16 protein-coding genes are annotated in these 16,990 nt (G+C 60.8%); all 16 read left to right on the plus strand.

The window, feature by feature from the left end; all coding sequences use genetic code 11:
• Positions 1-652 (plus strand): NADH-quinone oxidoreductase subunit D-related protein (locus Q4Q11_RS25465; RefSeq protein WP_498571233.1); only part of this gene is annotated, 652 nt, incomplete at its 5' end.
• Positions 652-969, plus strand: coding sequence for a hypothetical protein (locus Q4Q11_RS25470; protein ID WP_498571234.1), 318 nt, complete (start codon positions 652-654; stop codon positions 967-969). The genes Q4Q11_RS25465 and Q4Q11_RS25470, both read left to right, overlap by 1 nt.
• A gap of 15 nt (positions 970-984) precedes the next feature.
• Complete coding sequence (locus tag Q4Q11_RS25475; protein ID WP_498571235.1) at positions 985-2,106, plus strand: NADH-quinone oxidoreductase subunit E; 1,122 nt, start codon at positions 985-987, stop codon at positions 2,104-2,106.
• Between the two features lie 10 nt (positions 2,107-2,116).
• Positions 2,117-3,421: an NADH-quinone oxidoreductase subunit NuoF gene (nuoF, locus tag Q4Q11_RS25480; RefSeq protein ID WP_498571236.1), complete on the plus strand. Its 1,305-nt coding sequence runs from the start codon at positions 2,117-2,119 to the stop codon at positions 3,419-3,421.
• Positions 3,422-3,429: 8 nt separating this feature from the next.
• Positions 3,430-4,185, plus strand: coding sequence for a helix-hairpin-helix domain-containing protein (locus tag Q4Q11_RS25485; RefSeq protein ID WP_498571237.1), 756 nt, complete (start codon positions 3,430-3,432; stop codon positions 4,183-4,185).
• A gap of 239 nt (positions 4,186-4,424) precedes the next feature.
• A complete protein-coding gene (gene nuoG / locus Q4Q11_RS25490) occupies positions 4,425-6,506 on the plus strand; it encodes an NADH-quinone oxidoreductase subunit NuoG (protein WP_498571238.1) in 2,082 nt (693 codons plus the stop codon).
• Between the two features lie 11 nt (positions 6,507-6,517).
• A complete protein-coding gene (nuoH, locus tag Q4Q11_RS25495) occupies positions 6,518-7,561 on the plus strand; it encodes an NADH-quinone oxidoreductase subunit NuoH (protein WP_113216117.1) in 1,044 nt (347 codons plus the stop codon).
• A 40-nt stretch (positions 7,562-7,601) separates the two neighbouring features.
• Positions 7,602-8,093 (plus strand): NADH-quinone oxidoreductase subunit NuoI, encoded by a 492-nt coding sequence (gene nuoI, locus Q4Q11_RS25500; RefSeq protein WP_112511122.1) that lies wholly within the window; start codon positions 7,602-7,604, stop codon positions 8,091-8,093.
• A gap of 149 nt (positions 8,094-8,242) precedes the next feature.
• Positions 8,243-8,857 (plus strand): NADH-quinone oxidoreductase subunit J, encoded by a 615-nt coding sequence (locus Q4Q11_RS25505; protein WP_112511124.1) that lies wholly within the window; start codon positions 8,243-8,245, stop codon positions 8,855-8,857.
• A gap of 31 nt (positions 8,858-8,888) precedes the next feature.
• On the plus strand, positions 8,889-9,197 hold the full coding sequence (nuoK, locus tag Q4Q11_RS25510; RefSeq protein WP_004122490.1) for an NADH-quinone oxidoreductase subunit NuoK: 309 nt from the start codon (positions 8,889-8,891) through the stop codon (positions 9,195-9,197).
• Between the two features lie 7 nt (positions 9,198-9,204).
• Positions 9,205-11,199, plus strand: coding sequence for an NADH-quinone oxidoreductase subunit L (gene nuoL, locus Q4Q11_RS25515; RefSeq protein ID WP_112511126.1), 1,995 nt, complete (start codon positions 9,205-9,207; stop codon positions 11,197-11,199).
• Positions 11,199-12,710 (plus strand): NADH-quinone oxidoreductase subunit M, encoded by a 1,512-nt coding sequence (locus Q4Q11_RS25520; protein WP_112511128.1) that lies wholly within the window; start codon positions 11,199-11,201, stop codon positions 12,708-12,710. Before nuoL ends, Q4Q11_RS25520 begins: the two co-directional genes overlap by 1 nt.
• A gap of 18 nt (positions 12,711-12,728) precedes the next feature.
• On the plus strand, positions 12,729-14,171 hold the full coding sequence (gene nuoN / locus Q4Q11_RS25525; protein ID WP_498571239.1) for an NADH-quinone oxidoreductase subunit NuoN: 1,443 nt from the start codon (positions 12,729-12,731) through the stop codon (positions 14,169-14,171).
• Positions 14,171-14,935 (plus strand): biotin--[acetyl-CoA-carboxylase] ligase, encoded by a 765-nt coding sequence (locus tag Q4Q11_RS25530; RefSeq protein ID WP_498571240.1) that lies wholly within the window; start codon positions 14,171-14,173, stop codon positions 14,933-14,935. Before nuoN ends, Q4Q11_RS25530 begins: the two co-directional genes overlap by 1 nt.
• Positions 14,936-14,949: 14 nt before the next feature.
• Positions 14,950-16,623 (plus strand): ribonuclease J, encoded by a 1,674-nt coding sequence (locus Q4Q11_RS25535; protein WP_498571241.1) that lies wholly within the window; start codon positions 14,950-14,952, stop codon positions 16,621-16,623.
• 31 nt (positions 16,624-16,654) lie between these two features.
• On the plus strand, positions 16,655-16,990 hold a 336-nt coding region (mce, locus tag Q4Q11_RS25540; RefSeq protein ID WP_498571242.1), incomplete at its 3' end, for a methylmalonyl-CoA epimerase.

Genomic DNA, 16,990 nt, shown 5'->3' on the forward strand with positions numbered 1-16,990 from the left:
CCTGAAGGCACTCGACGACATCGACGACCTTCTGACGGGCAACCGTATCTTCAAGCAGCGTAACGTCGATATCGGCGTGGTTTCGCTGGAAGACTGTTGGGCCTGGGGCTTCTCCGGCGTTATGGTCCGCGGCTCCGGTGCTGCCTGGGATCTGCGCAAGGCACAGCCTTACGAATGCTATTCCGATCTCGAATTCGACATTCCGATCGGCAAGAACGGCGACTGCTACGACCGTTACCTCATCCGCATGATCGAAATGCGCGAGTCTGTTCGCATCATGAAGCAGTGCGTCAACCGCCTGCTGGGCGATGCCAAGGCAGGGCCGGTTTCGTCGCTGGACGGCAAGGTCGTTCCGCCGAAGCGCGGTGAGATGAAGCGCTCCATGGAAGCGCTGATCCATCACTTCAAGCTCTACACCGAAGGCTATCATGTGCCGGCCGGTGAGGTTTATGCCGCCGTCGAAGCGCCGAAGGGCGAGTTCGGCGTCTATCTCGTCTCCGACGGTTCCAATAAGCCTTATCGCTGCAAGATCCGTGCGCCGGGCTATGCGCATCTGCAGGCCATGGATTTCATGTGCCGCGGCCATCTGCTCGCCGACGTCGCGGCCGTGCTCGGCTCGCTCGATATCGTGTTCGGTGAGGTGGATCGCTGATGCGGGTTTGGCAGGTGGTTATCCCAGCGCTTCTCGTCGCTTGCGGTGCCTCGGCACAGCAGACGGGGAGGACGCAAAGCCTGCCGACCATCAACCTGCAGGGTTCGAATGCGCCGGGCGCGAATTCTGCAAAGGGCGGAAACGCGGTGAAGCAGAGTGAGGATTCGACTGTGGCGGATCTCCTCTCTCGCGGTTATCAGATCAAGGCCGCCGTGCCGAATGGCGGCAAGTTTGTTGTGTTTATGCAGAAAGACCAGTCGGCCTATGCCTGCGAATTCTCGTCTCTGACGAATACGCGGTGTGGGTCCTTAAACTGAGATAAGGCGTGAAAGATGTCCGTTCGTCGACTAGCCGAAGATCAATTCCAGCCTGCCGCTTTTGCCTTCAATGCGGAGAATGCGGTCTGGGCCGAAAAGACGATCAAGAAATATCCTGATGGTCGTCAGCAATCCGCGATCATCCCGCTGATGATGCGCGCGCAGGAGCAGGAAGGCTGGGTCACGAAGGCGGCTATCGAAACGATCGCCGACATGCTCGACATGGCCTATATCCGTGCGCTCGAAGTTGCCACCTTCTATACGCAGTTCCAGCTGCATCCGGTCGGCACGCGCGCCCATGTTCAGGTTTGCGGCACGACGCCCTGCATGCTGCGTGGTGCCGAAGGGTTGATCAAGATCTGCAAGAGCCGGATCAACGATCATGCATTCGAGCGCAACGCCGACGGCACGCTCTCATGGGAAGAGGTCGAATGTCAGGGCGCCTGCGTCAACGCACCGATGGTGGTGATCGGCAAGGATACCTATGAGGATCTGACGCCGACGCGTCTCGAAGAGATCATCGATGCCTTCGCCGCGGGCAAGGGCCATGAAATTCAGACCGGTCCGCAGATCGATCGCGTTTTTTCCGCTCCGGAAGGTGGCTTGACGTCTCTTCTCTCTGATGAGAGCAAGGCAAAGAGCGTTGCGAGCAAGGCGGCAAAGGCTGCGGCTGAAGCCGTGTCGATCCCGCCGTCCGAGGCCGGCCGCGCCAAGAGTACGGATGCTGAAACCAATCAGAGCCTGAAGACGCCGGCAACCGAGCCGGCTGCCGCGGCCAAGAATGCGAAGGCAGCCGAAACGCAGCCGCTTTCGGGTACGGCAGCTGCGGAGCCCGTTGCCGGCAAGCCGTCGCTTGATGACAAGAATCGTCCTGCCGGTATCGAAAGACCTGCGCAGCCCGACAATCTGCAGCTCATTTCAGGTGTTGGTCCGAAGACCGAAGGGACCTTGCATGAGCTTGGCATCTTCACCTTCGCGCAGATTGCGAGCTGGCATGAGGCCGAGCGTCATTGGGTCGATGGCTATCTGAATTTCAAGGGCCGGATCGAACGCGACGAATGGGTCAGGCAGGCTGAGGCACTCGCTAAGGGTGGCGAAGCGGAATATATCAAGGTCTTCGGCAAGAAGCCGCGGTAAGAGGTGAAGCATGTTACAGGATCAGGATCGCATCTTTACCAATATCTACGGCCTCAAGGACAAATCCCTCAAGGGCGCGATGTCGCGCGGCCATTGGGACGGCACGAAGCAAATCCTCGAAAAGGGCCGTGACTGGATCATCAACGAGATGAAGGCTTCCGGCCTTCGCGGCCGCGGCGGCGCAGGCTTCCCGACCGGTCTCAAATGGTCCTTCATGCCGAAGGAAAGCGACGGCCGTCCGCACTATCTCGTCGTCAATGCCGACGAGTCCGAGCCCGGCACCTGCAAGGACCGCGACATCATGCGCCACGATCCGCATACGCTGATCGAAGGCTGCGTCATCGCCGGTTTCGCCATGGGTGCGAACACCGCCTACATTTATGTCCGCGGCGAATACATGCGCGAGCGCGAAGCCCTGCAGGCTGCGATCGACGAATGCTACGATGCCGGATTGCTGGGTAAAAACAACAAGCTCGGCTGGGATTTTGACGTTTTCGTTCATCACGGCGCCGGTGCCTATATCTGCGGCGAAGAAACCGCGCTGCTCGAAAGCCTGGAAGGCAAGAAGGGCCAGCCGCGCCTGAAGCCGCCGTTCCCGGCGAACATGGGTCTCTATGGCTGCCCGACCACCGTCAACAACGTCGAATCCATCGCCGTTGCGCCGACGATCCTGCGCCGCGGCGCGGGCTGGTTCTCCTCTTTCGGCCGCCCGAACAACGTCGGTACGAAGCTGTTCATGCTCTCCGGTCACGTCAACCGTCCCTGCACGGTCGAAGAGACGATGGGCATCACCTTCCGGGAGCTGGTCGAAAAGCACGCCGGCGGCATTCGCGGCGGCTGGGACAACCTGCTTGCCGTCATCCCCGGCGGCGCATCGTGCCCGGTCGTTCCGGCGGCCGATATCATCGATTGCCCGATGGATTTCGACGGCCTGCGCGAAGTCAAGTCGTCCTTCGGTACGGCGGCGGCGATCGTCATGGACAAGTCGACCGACATCATCAAGGCGATCGCCCGCATCTCGGCATTCTTCAAGCATGAAAGCTGCGGCCAGTGCACGCCTTGCCGTGAAGGCACGGGCTGGATGTGGCGCGTTCTGGAGCGCATGGCTCGCGGCAACGCGCAGAAGCGCGAGATCGACATGCTGTTCCAAGTGACGAAGCAGATCGAAGGTCATACCATCTGTGCGCTCGGTGACGCGGCCGCATGGCCGGTGCAGGGCCTGATCCGCAATTTCCGTCCGGAAATCGAAAAGCGCATCGACCAGTACACCGCCAACGCGACAAGCCACGGCGCGGTCCTGGAAGCGGCCGAGTAAGGATCGTCATGGCGAAGACCAGGGATATCAGGCAGGACAGCGGAGCGGCCGATAATGCATCGGCCGATCTCGGTCGCGTCGCCGCCGGTATCTTTGGGAACGCGCCGATCATGCCGATCCATCCGCTGATGGCCCATCCGGCCGCAGCCTTTGCCGCCGTCACCGCGATCGGTTTCGGCTTCTCTTCGCAGCTGGCGGGCGCATTCCTCGGCGCTTTCCAGGGTGCCGTCGAAGCCACCACTAGGTTGGCCGAAGCCCTGGAAGACGAAAAGCATCAGGATGCGGTTGCTGCAAAACCGGCCGACGCGAATGATGGGGCAGGGGATGCAAAGCCTATAAAGGCGGCGCCCGTTGCCAAGTCGGTCACGCCGAAGCCAGCCGCGTTGAAGGCCGCCGCTGCCGCAAAGCAGAAGCCGGTCGCGGCGAAGAAAGCCGAGCCGAAGCCTGCCGTTGCCGCACCCAAGGTCGCGACGGCTGCGGCAAAAAGCAAGGCCGAGGTTGCTGTACCGGATGCTGTCAAGCCGGCTCCTGCGCGCAGCCGCAAGGTCGCGGAGAAAGCTGACGACCTGAAGCGGATTTCCGGCATCGGTCCGAAGCTGGAGCAGGTGCTGAACGGACGTGGCATCAAGCGATTCGCCGACATCGCCGCGTGGAGCGATGCGGATATCGAGCGGATCGATGGCGAACTCGGTTTCGAAGGTCGCATCCGGCGTGACGATTGGGTCGGTCAGGCGAAGGCGCTGCTGCCGAAGGGCCGGAGTTGAGTTTTTCCCCGGCTGGATTGCGGCCGGGGAGGTGAATGAAAGCGGTTGAGATCATTGCGCAGATGTCCGCAATGTTTCGATCGCAAAGCTGGTCTTGTGGGGACAAGGCTTGGCAAAGCTTGTTGTGAGCGAACCGGTGCCATGCGGTTTCATGCCGCGCCGGTGGCAGTTCGGTTTGCGATCATGAAATTGTCCGCGGCCAGGTTGGGCTGAGGACGTGACATAGGACTGAGTGGACGATGGCTAAACTGAAGATTGACGGTAAAGAGATCGAAGTTCCGGATCACTACACGCTTATCCAGGCGTGCGAGGAAGCCGGCGCCGAAGTCCCGCGCTTCTGCTTCCATGAACGACTGTCGGTGGCCGGCAATTGCCGCATGTGCCTCGTTGAGGTGAAGGGCGGCCCGCCGAAGCCGCAGGCATCCTGCGCCATGGGCGTTCGCGATATCCGCGGCGGTCCGAACGGCGAGCTTCCGGAAGTCTTCACCAACACGCCGATGGTCAAGAAGGCCCGCGAAGGCGTGATGGAATTCCTGCTGATCAACCACCCGCTGGATTGCCCGATCTGCGATCAGGGCGGCGAATGCGACCTGCAGGACCAGGCCATGGCCTTCGGTATCGATAGTTCGCGCTATCAGGAAGACAAGCGCGCCGTCGAGGACAAGTATATCGGCCCGCTCGTCAAGACCGTGATGAATCGCTGCATTCACTGCACGCGCTGCGTCCGCTTCACGACGGAAGTTGCCGGCATTTCCGAACTCGGCCTTATCGGCCGCGGTGAAGACGCAGAGATCACCACCTATCTCGAGCAGGCAATGACCTCCGAACTGCAGGGCAACGTTGTTGACCTCTGCCCAGTCGGCGCGCTGACCTCGAAGCCCTTCGCCTTTACGGCCCGTCCGTGGGAGCTGAACAAGACCGAATCGATCGACGTCATGGACGCACTCGGCTCGGCCATCCGCGTCGATACGCGCGGCCGCGAAGTCATGCGCGTCCTGCCGCGCGTAAACGAGCAGATCAACGAAGAGTGGATCTCCGACAAGACCCGCTTCATCTGGGACGGCCTGAAGACGCAGCGCCTCGACAAGCCCTATGTCTGCAAGGATGGCCGCCTGCAGCCGGCAAGCTGGAGCGACGCTTTTGCTGCCATCAAGTCTGCTGTTTCCGCCACCACCGGCGACAAGATCGGCGCCATTGCCGGCGATCTCGCCTCGGTCGAGGAAATGTATGCTCTCGGCGAACTGCTGAAATCGCTGGGATCGGAAAATCTCGACTGTCGCCAGGACGGGACGGCGCTTGATCCGTCGCTCGGCCGCGCAAGCTACGTCTTCAACCCGAGCATCCAGGGCATCGAAGCTGCCGACGCGCTGCTGATCGTCGGCGCCAATCCGCGCTTCGAGGCTGCGGTGATGAACTCGCGCATCCGCAAGCGCTGGCGCCGCGGCAAATTCCCGATCGGCGTGATCGGCGAAGCTGCAGATCTTCGTTACTCCTATGATTATCTCGGCGCCGGCCCGGACACGCTGGCCGATCTCGTCAGCGGCTCGCACAGCTTCGCCGAGGTGCTGAAGAATGCCGAGAGGCCGATGATCATCATCGGCCAGGGCGCTCTCATCCGCGAAGACGGCGCTGAAGTGCTGGCAAATGCCGCCAAGCTCGCCGCGGCCGTCGGCGTCGTCAAGGATGGCTGGAACGGCTTTGCCGTGCTGCATACGGCAGCCGCGCGTGTCGGCGGCCTCGATCTCGGCTTCGTGCCGGGCGCAAAGGGCGTCAATGCCGCCGCCATGCTGTCGTCGATGGACGTCCTCTTCCTGCTCGGCGCCGATGAACTCGACTTCAGCCGCAAGGGCGCCAAGTTCACCGTTTATATCGGCTCGCACGGCGACAACGGCGCGCAGAATGCCGATGTCATCCTTCCGGCCGCCGCCTATACCGAAAAGTCGGGCACGTGGGTCAACACCGAAGGCCGTGTCCAGATGGGTAACCGCGCCGGTTTCGCACCGGGCGATGCCCGCGAGGACTGGGCGATCATCCGCGCCCTTTCCGACGTGCTCGGAAAGAAGCTTCCCTTTGATTCGCTGAGGGAATTGCGCTCGAAGCTCTATGCAGCCTTCCCGCATTTCGCCGGTATCGACGAGATCGCCGTGGCCGATAGCGCCCAAATTGCCGCACTTGCGAAAAAAGCCGGCGCAATGGGCAAATCGGCATTTGCTTCGCCGATCAAAGACTTCTATTTGACGAACCCGATAACGCGCGCATCGGCTGTGATGGCCGAATGCTCGGCATTGGCCCGCAACAATTTCCGCGTTGCGGCAGAGTAAGGGCAAGGACTATGGATTCATTCGTTTCGACCTATCTTTGGCCGGCGCTGATCATGATTGGCCAGTCGCTGCTGCTCCTGGTCTGCCTGCTGGTTTTCATCGCTTATATTCTGCTTGCCGACCGCAAGATCTGGGCTGCCGTCCAGTTGCGCCGCGGTCCGAACGTCGTCGGACCCTTCGGTCTGTTCCAGTCCTTCGCCGACTTGCTCAAGTTCATGTTCAAGGAGCCGATCATCCCGGCCGGCGCCAACAAGACCGTGTTTTTGCTGGCCCCGCTGGTTTCGGTGGTGCTGGCGCTCTCCACCTGGGCCGTCGTGCCGGTGGCGCAGCACTGGGTTATCGCCGATATCAATGTCGGCATCCTCTACATTCTGGCGATCTCGTCGCTCGAAGTTTACGGCATCATCATGGGCGGCTGGGCTTCGAACTCGAAGTACCCCTTCCTCGGCGCGCTCCGCTCGGCGGCGCAGATGGTGTCGTACGAAGTCTCGATCGGCTTCGTCATCGTTACCGTGCTGCTTTGCGTCGGTTCGCTGAACCTGACGGATATCGTGCTGTCGCAGCAGACGGGCCTCGGCACCAAGCTCGGCCTGCCGGCTTCGTTCCTCGACTGGCACTGGCTGTCGCTCTTCCCGATGTTCATCGTGTTCTTCATTTCGGCGCTGGCTGAAACCAACCGTCCGCCTTTCGATCTTCCGGAGGCGGAATCGGAGCTGGTTGCCGGCTTCATGGTCGAATACGGTTCGTCGCCCTACATGATGTTCATGCTCGGCGAATACGCCGCTGTCGTCCTGATGTGCTCGCTGACGACGATTCTCTTCCTCGGCGGCTGGCTGCCTCCGGTCGATATCTGGATTCTGAACTGGGTTCCGGGCATCGTCTGGTTCCTGCTGAAGTCGTGCCTTGTGTTCTTCATGTTCGCGATGGTGAAGGCATTCGTGCCGCGCTACCGCTACGACCAGCTCATGCGCCTTGGCTGGAAGGTTTTCCTGCCGCTGTCGCTCGCCATGGTCGTTATCGTTGCATTCGTGCTGAAGCTGACGGGATGGGCATGACGATGTCGATCCTCGCTTCAAGCAGATTTGGAGGTTGAAGATGGCCGGAATTTCCAACGCCGTCAGCTCGCTGTTCCTCAAGGAATTTGTCGGCGCATTCTTTTTGTCGATGCGTTACTTCTTCAAGCAGAAGGCAACGATCAACTACCCGTTCGAGAAGGGGCCGGTCAGCCCGCGCTTCCGCGGCGAACATGCATTGCGCCGCTATCCCAACGGCGAAGAGCGCTGCATCGCTTGCAAGCTCTGCGAAGCCATCTGTCCTGCCCAGGCCATCACCATCGAGGCCGGGCCGCGCCGCAATGACGGCACCCGCCGTACGGTGCGTTACGACATCGACATGGTGAAATGCATTTATTGCGGCTTCTGCCAGGAAGCCTGCCCGGTCGACGCCATCGTCGAAGGGCCGAACTTCGAATTCGCCACCGAGACCCGCGAAGAGCTCTACTTCGACAAGGCGCGGCTTTTGGACAATGGCGACCGCTGGGAACGCGAAATCGCGCGCAACATCGCAATGGATTCGCCGTACCGCTGAGCGGAGTTTTGAATATGCCGGGACAGGCGGCCGATTGTCGCCGTCGCGGTTGAATATAGACCGGGGCTTTGCCGGACCTATCGTTCGGTCGAGCTCCATCGGGCAGGGAAACTCCCGGCTGCCCGGGGGAAGACGAAAAAGGCACCAACATGGGTCTGCAGGCTCTTTTTTTCTATATCTTCGCCTTTGTCGCTGTGGCGTCGGCGTTCATGGTCATCTCGGCGCGGAATCCGGTCCATTCGGTCCTGTTCCTCATCCTGGTTTTCTTCAACGCGGCCGGCCTCTTTCTGCTGATGGGGGCTGAGTTCCTGGCGATGATCCTGCTGGTCGTTTATGTCGGCGCAGTGGCGGTCCTCTTCCTCTTCGTCGTCATGATGCTCGATATCGACTTCTCGGAGCTTCGGGCCGGCATTCTGGAATATGCACCGATCGGCGCATTGATCGGTGTCATTCTCGCGGCCGAACTCATCGTCGTCATCGGCGGAAGCGTGATTTCGCCGACGATCGCCAAGTCGGTCGCCATGCCGATCCCGGCGCCTGCGACCCGGACGAATACCGCCGCCCTCGGCGACGTGCTTTACACCAACTACGTTTATTTCTTCGAGATCGCCGGCCTTGTGCTGCTGGTGGCGATGATCGGCGCGATCGTGCTGACATTGCGGCATCGCACGCACGTCAAGCGTCAGAACATTTCCCAACAGGTCGCCCGTACGCCCGCGACCGCCGTCGAGGTGGTCAAGGTCAAGTCGGGGCAGGGCGTCTGAGGCGAGGCACGAGGATCAAAGGAACAAGAACATGGTCATCGGACTTTCCCACTACCTGACGGTCAGCGCCATCCTCTTCGTGCTCGGCGTTTTCGGTATCTTCCTCAACCGGAAGAACGTCATCATCATTCTGATGTCGATCGAACTCATATTGCTCGCGGTCAACATCAACATGGTCGCCTTCTCGTCGTTCCTCAACGACATCGTCGGCCAGGTTTTCGCTCTATTCATTTTGACCGTCGCCGCGGCTGAGGCTGCGATCGGTCTTGCAATTCTCGTCGTCTTCTATCGTAACCGCGGCTCCATCGCAGTCGAAGACGTCAACGTGATGAAGGGCTGATACAGCTATGTTCTTATATAAGGCTATCGTCTTTCTTCCCCTGATCGGCGCGATCATCGCCGGCCTTTTCGGCCGCGCGATCGGCGCCAAGGCTTCGGAATATGTAACCACCGGCCTGATGATCATCGCCGCCGTCCTTTCCTGGGTCGTCTTCTTCACGGTGGCGCTTGGCCATACGGACGGCCCGATTAAGGTCGAGGTCCTGCGCTGGATCCAGTCCGGCGGCATCGACGCCTCCTGGTCGCTGCGCGTCGATACGCTGACCTCGGTGATGCTGATCGTCGTGAATTCGGTTTCGACCCTGGTTCACGTCTACTCGATCGGATACATGCATCACGATCCGCATCGTCCGCGCTTCTTCGCCTATCTCTCGCTTTTCACCTTCGCCATGCTGATGCTGGTGACTTCCGACAACCTCGCGCAGATGTTCTTCGGCTGGGAAGGCGTCGGTCTGGCCTCCTATCTGCTGATCGGCTTCTGGTTCAAGAAGCCGTCCGCCTCGGCGGCGGCGATCAAAGCTTTCATCGTCAACCGTGTCGGCGACTTCGGCTTCGTTCTCGGCATTGCCGGCGTTTTCGTCCTCTTCGGCTCGATCAATTTCGACGTCATCTTCGGCAATGCCCAGAGCTTTGCCGCAGGGCAGGGCGGTCAGCCGGGCGATGTCGTGCTCAACCTCTTCGGCATGCATCTTGATCGCGGCCATGCGCTCACTGGCGTCTGCCTGCTGCTCTTCATGGGCGCCATGGGCAAGTCGGCACAGTTCCTGTTGCACACCTGGCTGCCGGATGCCATGGAAGGCCCGACCCCGGTTTCCGCGCTCATCCATGCCGCGACCATGGTCACCGCCGGCGTCTTCCTCGTCGCCCGCATGTCGCCGATCTTCGAACTGTCGCAGGATGCGCTGACCTTCGTCACCATCATCGGTGCGATCACGGCCTTCTTCGCCGCGACCGTCGGCCTCGTACAGAACGATATCAAGCGCGTCATCGCGTATTCGACCTGTTCGCAGCTGGGCTACATGTTCGTCGCCCTCGGCGTCGGCGCCTATGGTGCCGCGATCTTCCATCTCTTCACCCACGCCTTCTTCAAGGCGCTGCTCTTCCTGTGCGCCGGCTCGGTCATTCATGCCGTCGATGGCGAGCAGGACATGCGTCATATGGGCGGCCTGCGCCCGCATATCCAGAAGACTTTCTGGATGATGATCATCGGCACGCTGGCGATCACCGGCGTCGGCATCCCGCTGACCCATATCGGTTTTGCCGGCTTCATCTCGAAGGATGCGATCATCCTGGCGGCCTTTGCCTCGCACAATGCAGCCGCCGGCTTCGCCTTCACGCTGCTGGTCATTGCCGCGATGTTCACCAGCTTCTATTCCTGGCGTCTGATCTTCATGACCTTCTTCGGCAAGCCCCGCGCCTCGCACGAAGTCATGCACCATGTGCATGAATCGCCGAACGTCATGCTGGTCCCGCTGTACCTGCTGGCGATCGGTGCTGTAGCCGCGGGTATGTATTTCAACGCCGATTTCGTCGGTCACGCCTACGAGGAATTCTGGAAGCATGCGCTGTTCACGCTCCCGGACAACAAGATCCTCGAGGAAATGGAACATGCGCCTATGTGGGTTGAGCTCAGCCCCTTCATCGCTATGCTCCTCGGTCTCGTCACCGCCTGGTATTTCTACATAAAGTCGCCGGAGACGCCGCGCCGGCTCGCTCAGCAGCAGCGCGTGCTCTACGAGTTCCTCCTGAACAAGTGGTACTTCGACGAGCTCTATGACTTCCTCTTCGTTCGCTCTGCCAAGGCGCTTGGCCGCTTCCTCTGGAAGAAGGGCGACATCGGGGTCATCGATACCTTCGGCCCGAACGGCATTGCCGCGCGCGTCGTCGATGTTACTAACCGCGTCGTGCGCCTGCAGACCGGCTACCTCTATCACTATGCCTTCGCAATGCTGCTCGGCATTGCCGCCCTCGTTACCTGGATGATGCTCGGGAGTTCCCTCTGATGACCGATTGGCCCATTCTTTCAACGGTCACATTCCTGCCGCTGGTCGGTGTCCTTCTTCTGCTGTTCACGCAGGAGAACGGCGCCAATGGCCGCCGGAATATCCTGAACATTTCGCTGGCGACGACCATCGTCACTTTCATCGTGTCGCTGTTCGTCTGGATCTGGTTCGACAACGCCAATCCGGGTTTCCAGCTGATCGAAAAGCATGAGTGGCTGACGAGCGGTATCAGCTATCACATGGGCGTCGACGGCATCTCCATGCTGTTCGTCATTCTCTCGACCTTCCTGATGCCTTTCTGCGTGCTCGCAAGCTGGCTCTCGGTCGAAAAGCGTCTGAAGGATTACATGATCGCCTTCCTCGTCCTCGAGACGATGATGGTCGGCGTGTTCACATCGCTGGATATCGTGCTGTTCTACGTCTTCTTCGAAGCCGGCCTCATTCCGATGTTCCTGATCATCGGCGTCTGGGGCGGCAAGGATCGCGTCTACGCCAGCTACAAGTTCTTCCTCTACACGCTGCTCGGCTCGGTGCTGATGCTGCTCGCCATCATGGCGATGTACTGGCAGTCCGGCACGACCGATATCCCGACGCTGCTGCAGTACAAGTTCCCGCCGCAGATGCAGACATGGCTCTGGCTCGCCTTCTTCGCCTCTTTCGCAGTGAAGATGCCGATGTGGCCGGTCCACACCTGGCTTCCGGACGCACACGTCCAGGCGCCGACGGCCGGCTCGGTCATCCTGGCAGGCATCCTCCTGAAGCTTGGCGGCTACGGCCTGATCCGCTTCTCGCTCGGCATGTTCCCGAATGCGTCCGAATATTTCGCGCCGCTCGTCTTTGCGCTGTCGGTCATCGCCATCATCTACACCTCGCTGGTCGCGATGATGCAGGACGACATCAAGAAGCTGATCGCCTATTCGTCGGTCGCCCACATGGGCTATGTGACGATGGGTATCTTCGCGGCGAACCAGCAGGGCGTGCAGGGTGCGATCTTCCAGATGCTGTCGCACGGCATCGTCTCGGGCGCTCTCTTCCTCTGCGTCGGCGTGATCTACGACCGCACCCATACCCGCGAGATCGCGGCCTATGGCGGCCTCGTCAACAACATGCCGAAATATGCCGTCGCCATGATGGTCTTCACCATGGCCAATGTCGGCCTGCCCGGTACCTCCGGCTTCATCGGCGAATTCCTGACCCTGATCGGCGTTTTCCGCGCCAACACCTGGGTTGCGCTTTTCGCCGCGACCGGCGTGATCCTGTCGGCCGCCTACGCGCTCTGGCTCTACCGCCGCGTCATTTTCGGTGCGCTGGAGAAGGAAAATCTGAAGAAGCTTCTGGATCTGTCGCCGCGTGAACAGCTCATCCTCTATCCGCTGATCGCGCTCACGATCCTCTTCGGTGTCTACCCGGCTCCGATCTTCGATGCCACGGCGGCTTCGGTGGATCTGCTGGTGAACAATTATACCGCTGCCCTGCACGCTGCGCAGAATGTTGCGCTGTCGATGAATTGATGACGGGACCTATTCGACATGACTGCTGACACAATTCTTGCAAGCCTGCATCTTTCCATTCCGGAGCTCATCCTCGCGGTCGGTGCACTTGTGCTGCTCATGATCGGCGTCTTCTCGGGCGAACGGTCGGGTCCCACAGTCACGGGTCTGGCCATCGCGCTTCTTGCGGTGGCCGGCCTCTGGATCATCTTCGTGCCGGGCGAGGGGCTGGCCTATGGCGGCGCCTATCTCGCCGACGGCTTTTCCCGCTTCATGAAGATCGTCGCGCTGGTCGGTTCGATCGTGGCGATGTTCCTCAGCATGGGGCAGGCGCGCGAGCAGCAGCTCGATCGCTTCGAGTTTCCAGTCCTGCTCGTGCTCGCGACGCTCGGCATTCTGCTGATGATCTCGGCACACGACCTGATCTCGCTTTACCTGTCGCTGGAGCTGCAGTCGCTGGCGCTTTACGTCGTCGCCGCCATCAACCGGGACAGCGTCAAATCGACCGAAGCCGGCTTGAAGTACTTCGTCCTCGGCGCGCTGTCGTCCGGCATGCTGCTTTACGGTATGTCGCTGGTCTATGGCTTCACCGGCCACACGACCTTCGATGCGATCGCCACGGCACTCAGCGCCGAGACCCGTTCGCTCGGTCTCGTCTTCGGCCTGGTTTTCGTGCTTGCCGGCCTCGCTTTCAAGATCTCCGCCGTGCCGTTCCACATGTGGACGCCGGACGTCTATGAAGGTGCTCCGACGCCGGTCACCGCTTTCTTTGCGGGTGCGCCGAAGGTCGCCGCCATGGCAATTCTGACCCGTATCGTCGTCACGGCCTTCCATCCGGTGCTTGCCGACTGGCAGCAGATCATCGTGTTCATTTCGATCGCGTCGATGCTGCTCGGCGCCTTCGCCGCCATCGGCCAGCGCAATTTCAAGCGGCTGATGGCCTATTCCTCGATCGGCCACATGGGCTATGCGCTCGTCGGCCTGGCAGCCGGCAGCAAGACCGGCGTATCCGGTGTCATGCTCTATATGGTCATCTACATGGTCATGACGCTCGGCTCTTTCGCCATTATCCTGGCGATGCGCCGCAAGGATGGCCGCCAGGTCGAAAATATCGACGATCTCGCCGGCCTCTCCACGACCAATCCCTTCATGGCGATCGTGCTGACGGTACTGATGTTCTCGCTGGCCGGCATTCCGCCTCTGGCCGGCTTCTTCGGGAAGTACTTCGTCTTTGTCGCGGCCATCCAGGCGCATCTCTATGCGCTCGCCATCATCGGCGTGCTGGCTTCGGTCGTCGGCGCCTACTATTATCTGCGCGTCATCAAGGTAATGTGGTTCGATGAAGCCAAGGATGAGTTCGTGCGCACGGCAGGTTCGCTGCGCCTCGTCTTCGGTCTTTCCGGCCTGTTCGTCGTTGCCTACGTCTTCTTCGGCGGCGCAATCGGCGGTGCTGCCGATCTTGCCGCTGCGACGCTGTTTTGATGGCGTCTGACATGAACGGCCGGAAGTCGCTCGCCGACTTCCGGCATGATGCCCTTCAGGAAACCTCGTCCACAAACAACGTGTGCCTCGAGCGCGCACGTGCCGGCGATCCCGGAAATCTTTGGGTGACCGCCGAGCGTCAGACCGGCGGCCGCGGTCGCCGCGGGCGTCCCTGGGTGTCGGAAGCCGGCAATCTCTACGCATCTCTCCTTCTGATCGATCCCGCGCCCATGGACCGTCTCGGCTCGTTGCCGCTTGCGGTTGCGGTTGCCGTGCATCAGGCGATACGCGGCGTGCTGCCTTTGGCAGCCTTGCCGGCCGAGATCAAATGGCCGAACGATATCCTGATCGGCCGCAAGAAGACCTGCGGCATTCTGATCGAAGGCGAAGCCTTGCCGGACGGCCGCTACGCGCTTGTCATCGGCATCGGCATCAACATCGCCGTCATGCCCGACAATCCGATGTATCCCGTCACCTGTCTGAGGCAGCAGGGCTCGATGGTGTCGCCGGACGAGCTTTTTGCCCATCTTTATGCTGCCATGTCCGAGGCGCTCGCTGTCTGGAACCGTGGCAAGGGCATTCGGGAAATCACTGCCCGCTGGCGTGAATTTGCATGCGGGATTGGGGAAAAGATCACGGTAAACTTGCCGGATCGCTCGATTTCGGGCCATTTCTCCGGAATCGATGATAATGGCTTGTTGATGCTCGAGACCGAGGACGGCAGGATCATGCCGATCGCCGCGGGCGACGTTTTCCTTAGATGATGGGTAGGGACCACATGGCGAAACAAGACGAACTGGTGTTTCTGCCCCTCGGAGGCGTCGGCGAAATCGGCATGAATCTCGCGCTCTACGGCTACGGCCCGGCGGAGCAGCGCCAGTGGATCATGGTCGATTGCGGTGTCACTTTCCCTGGCCCGGATCTGCCCGGCGTCGATCTCGTCTTGCCCGATATCCGTTTCCTCGCCAAGGAGCGCAAGAACCTCAAGGGCATCATCATCACCCACGCGCACGAAGATCACTATGGCGCATTGAACGACCTCTGGCCGGGGCTCAATGTTCCGATCTATGCCTCTGCCTTTACCGCCGGTCTTCTCGAAGCCAAGCGTGATTATGAAAAGTCGGTGGGTGAGATCCCGGTAACGCTCTTCAAGGCTGGAGACCGTATCAATGTCGGCCCCTTTGAAATCGAAGGTGTTGCTGTCAACCACTCGATCCCCGAACCGATGTCGCTGATGATCCGTACGCCGCTCGGCAATGTCGTGCATACGGGCGACTGGAAGATCGACCATGAGCCCTCGCTCGGTCCGCTGACCGACGAGACCCGTTTCCGCCAGCTCGGCGATGAGGGCGTGCTGGCGCTGATGTGCGATTCCACCAATGCGCTGCGCGATGGCGTCTCGCCTTCGGAGAAGGATGTCTCCGAAAGCCTGCGCAAGATCATCGAAGATGCCGAGGGCAGGGTGGCGATCACCACCTTCTCGTCGAATGTCGGTCGCATCCGTACCGTTGCGGAGGCCGCCGAAGCCGCCGGCCGCGAAGTGCTGCTGCTCGGCAGCTCGCTGAAGCGCGTCGTTGACGTTGCCCGCGATATCGGCCTCATGGAAGGCGTCAAGCCGTTCATCGCCGAAGACGAATATGGCTATATCCCGCGCGACAAGGTCGTGGTCATCCTGACCGGCAGCCAGGGCGAGCCGCGCGCAGCTCTCGCCAAACTTTCGCGCGACGAAATGCGCAATGTTGCGTTGGCCGCTGGCGATATCGTCGTCTTCTCCTCGCGCGCCATTCCTGGCAATGAGAAGGCGATTCAGGACATCAAGAACGGACTGATCGAGCAGGGTGTCCATGTCGTGACGGATGCAGAAGCGCTCGTGCATGTCTCCGGCCATCCCCGGCGCAACGAGCTGCAGAAGATGTATGAGTGGACGCGCCCGAAGGTCGTCGTGCCGGTGCATGGCGAGGCGACGCATCTGACCGCGCACAAGGAATTGGCCGAACAGAGCGGCATTGCCACCGTTCCGCGCGTACGCAATGGCGATGTGCTGCGCCTCGCGCCCGGTCCGGTCGAAGTGATCGGCGAGGCGCCGCACGGGCGCATCTTCAAGGATGGCATACTGATCGGTGATTTCGACGAGATGGGTATCGGCGAGCGCAAGAAACTCGCCTATGTCGGCCATGTCGCCGTCAACGTCGTGCTGGATGCCCGCTACGACATCGTCGGCGATCCTGATCTCGTGGCGGTCGGCTTGCCGGCCTATGATGATGAGGGCGAGGATATGGAGGATACACTCTTCGACGCCGTTGTCAGCGCCGTCGAGAGCATACCCCGGGCTCGCCGCAAGGATCTGGACATGTTGCAGGAGGCCGTTCGCCGTGCCGTGCGTGCCGCCGCCAACCAAGGCTGGGGAAAGAAACCGGTCGTAACCGCGTTCGTCACGCGCACGGGCAACTGAGGTCAGCGGTCCGATCGGGGAGGAGAGTGCCGTGCTGGGATGCGTCAATCACGTCGCGATAGCCGTGCCGGATATTGCGGCGGCTTCCAGGGCCTATCGCGAAACGCTCGGTGCCATAGTGTCCGCTGCGCAGGCATTGCCGGAACACGGCGTTACAGTCGTTTTCGTCGAGCTGCCGAACACTAAGGTCGAGCTGCTGGAGCCGCTGGGCGAAACCTCGCCCATCGCCTCTTTCCTCGCAAAGAATCCGGATGGAGGCATGCATCATATCTGCTACGAGGTTGCGGATATCCTTGCGGCGCGCGATCAGCTGGTCGCCAAGGGGGCGCGCGTGCTCGGCGATGGCGATCCGAAAATCGGTGCGCAT

It is taken from the genome of Rhizobium sp. UFLA01-1127 (assembly GCF_059803845.1).

Bases quoted from the DNA above. Each gene is read 5' to 3' on its own strand.
- Q4Q11_RS25535 (WP_498571241.1), top strand. From the start codon at position 14,950: ATGGCGAAACAAGACGAACTGGTGTTTCTGCCCCTCGGAGGCGTCGGC.
- nuoK (WP_004122490.1), top strand. From the start codon at position 8,889: ATGGTCATCGGACTTTCCCACTACCTGACGGTCAGCGCCATCCTCTTC.
- nuoN (WP_498571239.1), top strand. From the start codon at position 12,729: ATGACTGCTGACACAATTCTTGCAAGCCTGCATCTTTCCATTCCGGAG.
- Q4Q11_RS25505 (WP_112511124.1), top strand. From the start codon at position 8,243: ATGGGTCTGCAGGCTCTTTTTTTCTATATCTTCGCCTTTGTCGCTGTG.
- nuoI (WP_112511122.1), top strand. From the start codon at position 7,602: ATGGCCGGAATTTCCAACGCCGTCAGCTCGCTGTTCCTCAAGGAATTT.
- Q4Q11_RS25530 (WP_498571240.1), top strand. From the start codon at position 14,171: ATGGCGTCTGACATGAACGGCCGGAAGTCGCTCGCCGACTTCCGGCAT.
- Q4Q11_RS25485 (WP_498571237.1), top strand. From the start codon at position 3,430: ATGGCGAAGACCAGGGATATCAGGCAGGACAGCGGAGCGGCCGATAAT.
- Q4Q11_RS25470 (WP_498571234.1), top strand. From the start codon at position 652: ATGCGGGTTTGGCAGGTGGTTATCCCAGCGCTTCTCGTCGCTTGCGGT.
- Q4Q11_RS25520 (WP_112511128.1), top strand. From the start codon at position 11,199: ATGACCGATTGGCCCATTCTTTCAACGGTCACATTCCTGCCGCTGGTC.
- nuoL (WP_112511126.1), top strand. From the start codon at position 9,205: ATGTTCTTATATAAGGCTATCGTCTTTCTTCCCCTGATCGGCGCGATC.
- nuoH (WP_113216117.1), top strand. From the start codon at position 6,518: ATGGATTCATTCGTTTCGACCTATCTTTGGCCGGCGCTGATCATGATT.
- nuoG (WP_498571238.1), top strand. From the start codon at position 4,425: ATGGCTAAACTGAAGATTGACGGTAAAGAGATCGAAGTTCCGGATCAC.
- nuoF (WP_498571236.1), top strand. From the start codon at position 2,117: ATGTTACAGGATCAGGATCGCATCTTTACCAATATCTACGGCCTCAAG.
- Q4Q11_RS25475 (WP_498571235.1), top strand. From the start codon at position 985: ATGTCCGTTCGTCGACTAGCCGAAGATCAATTCCAGCCTGCCGCTTTT.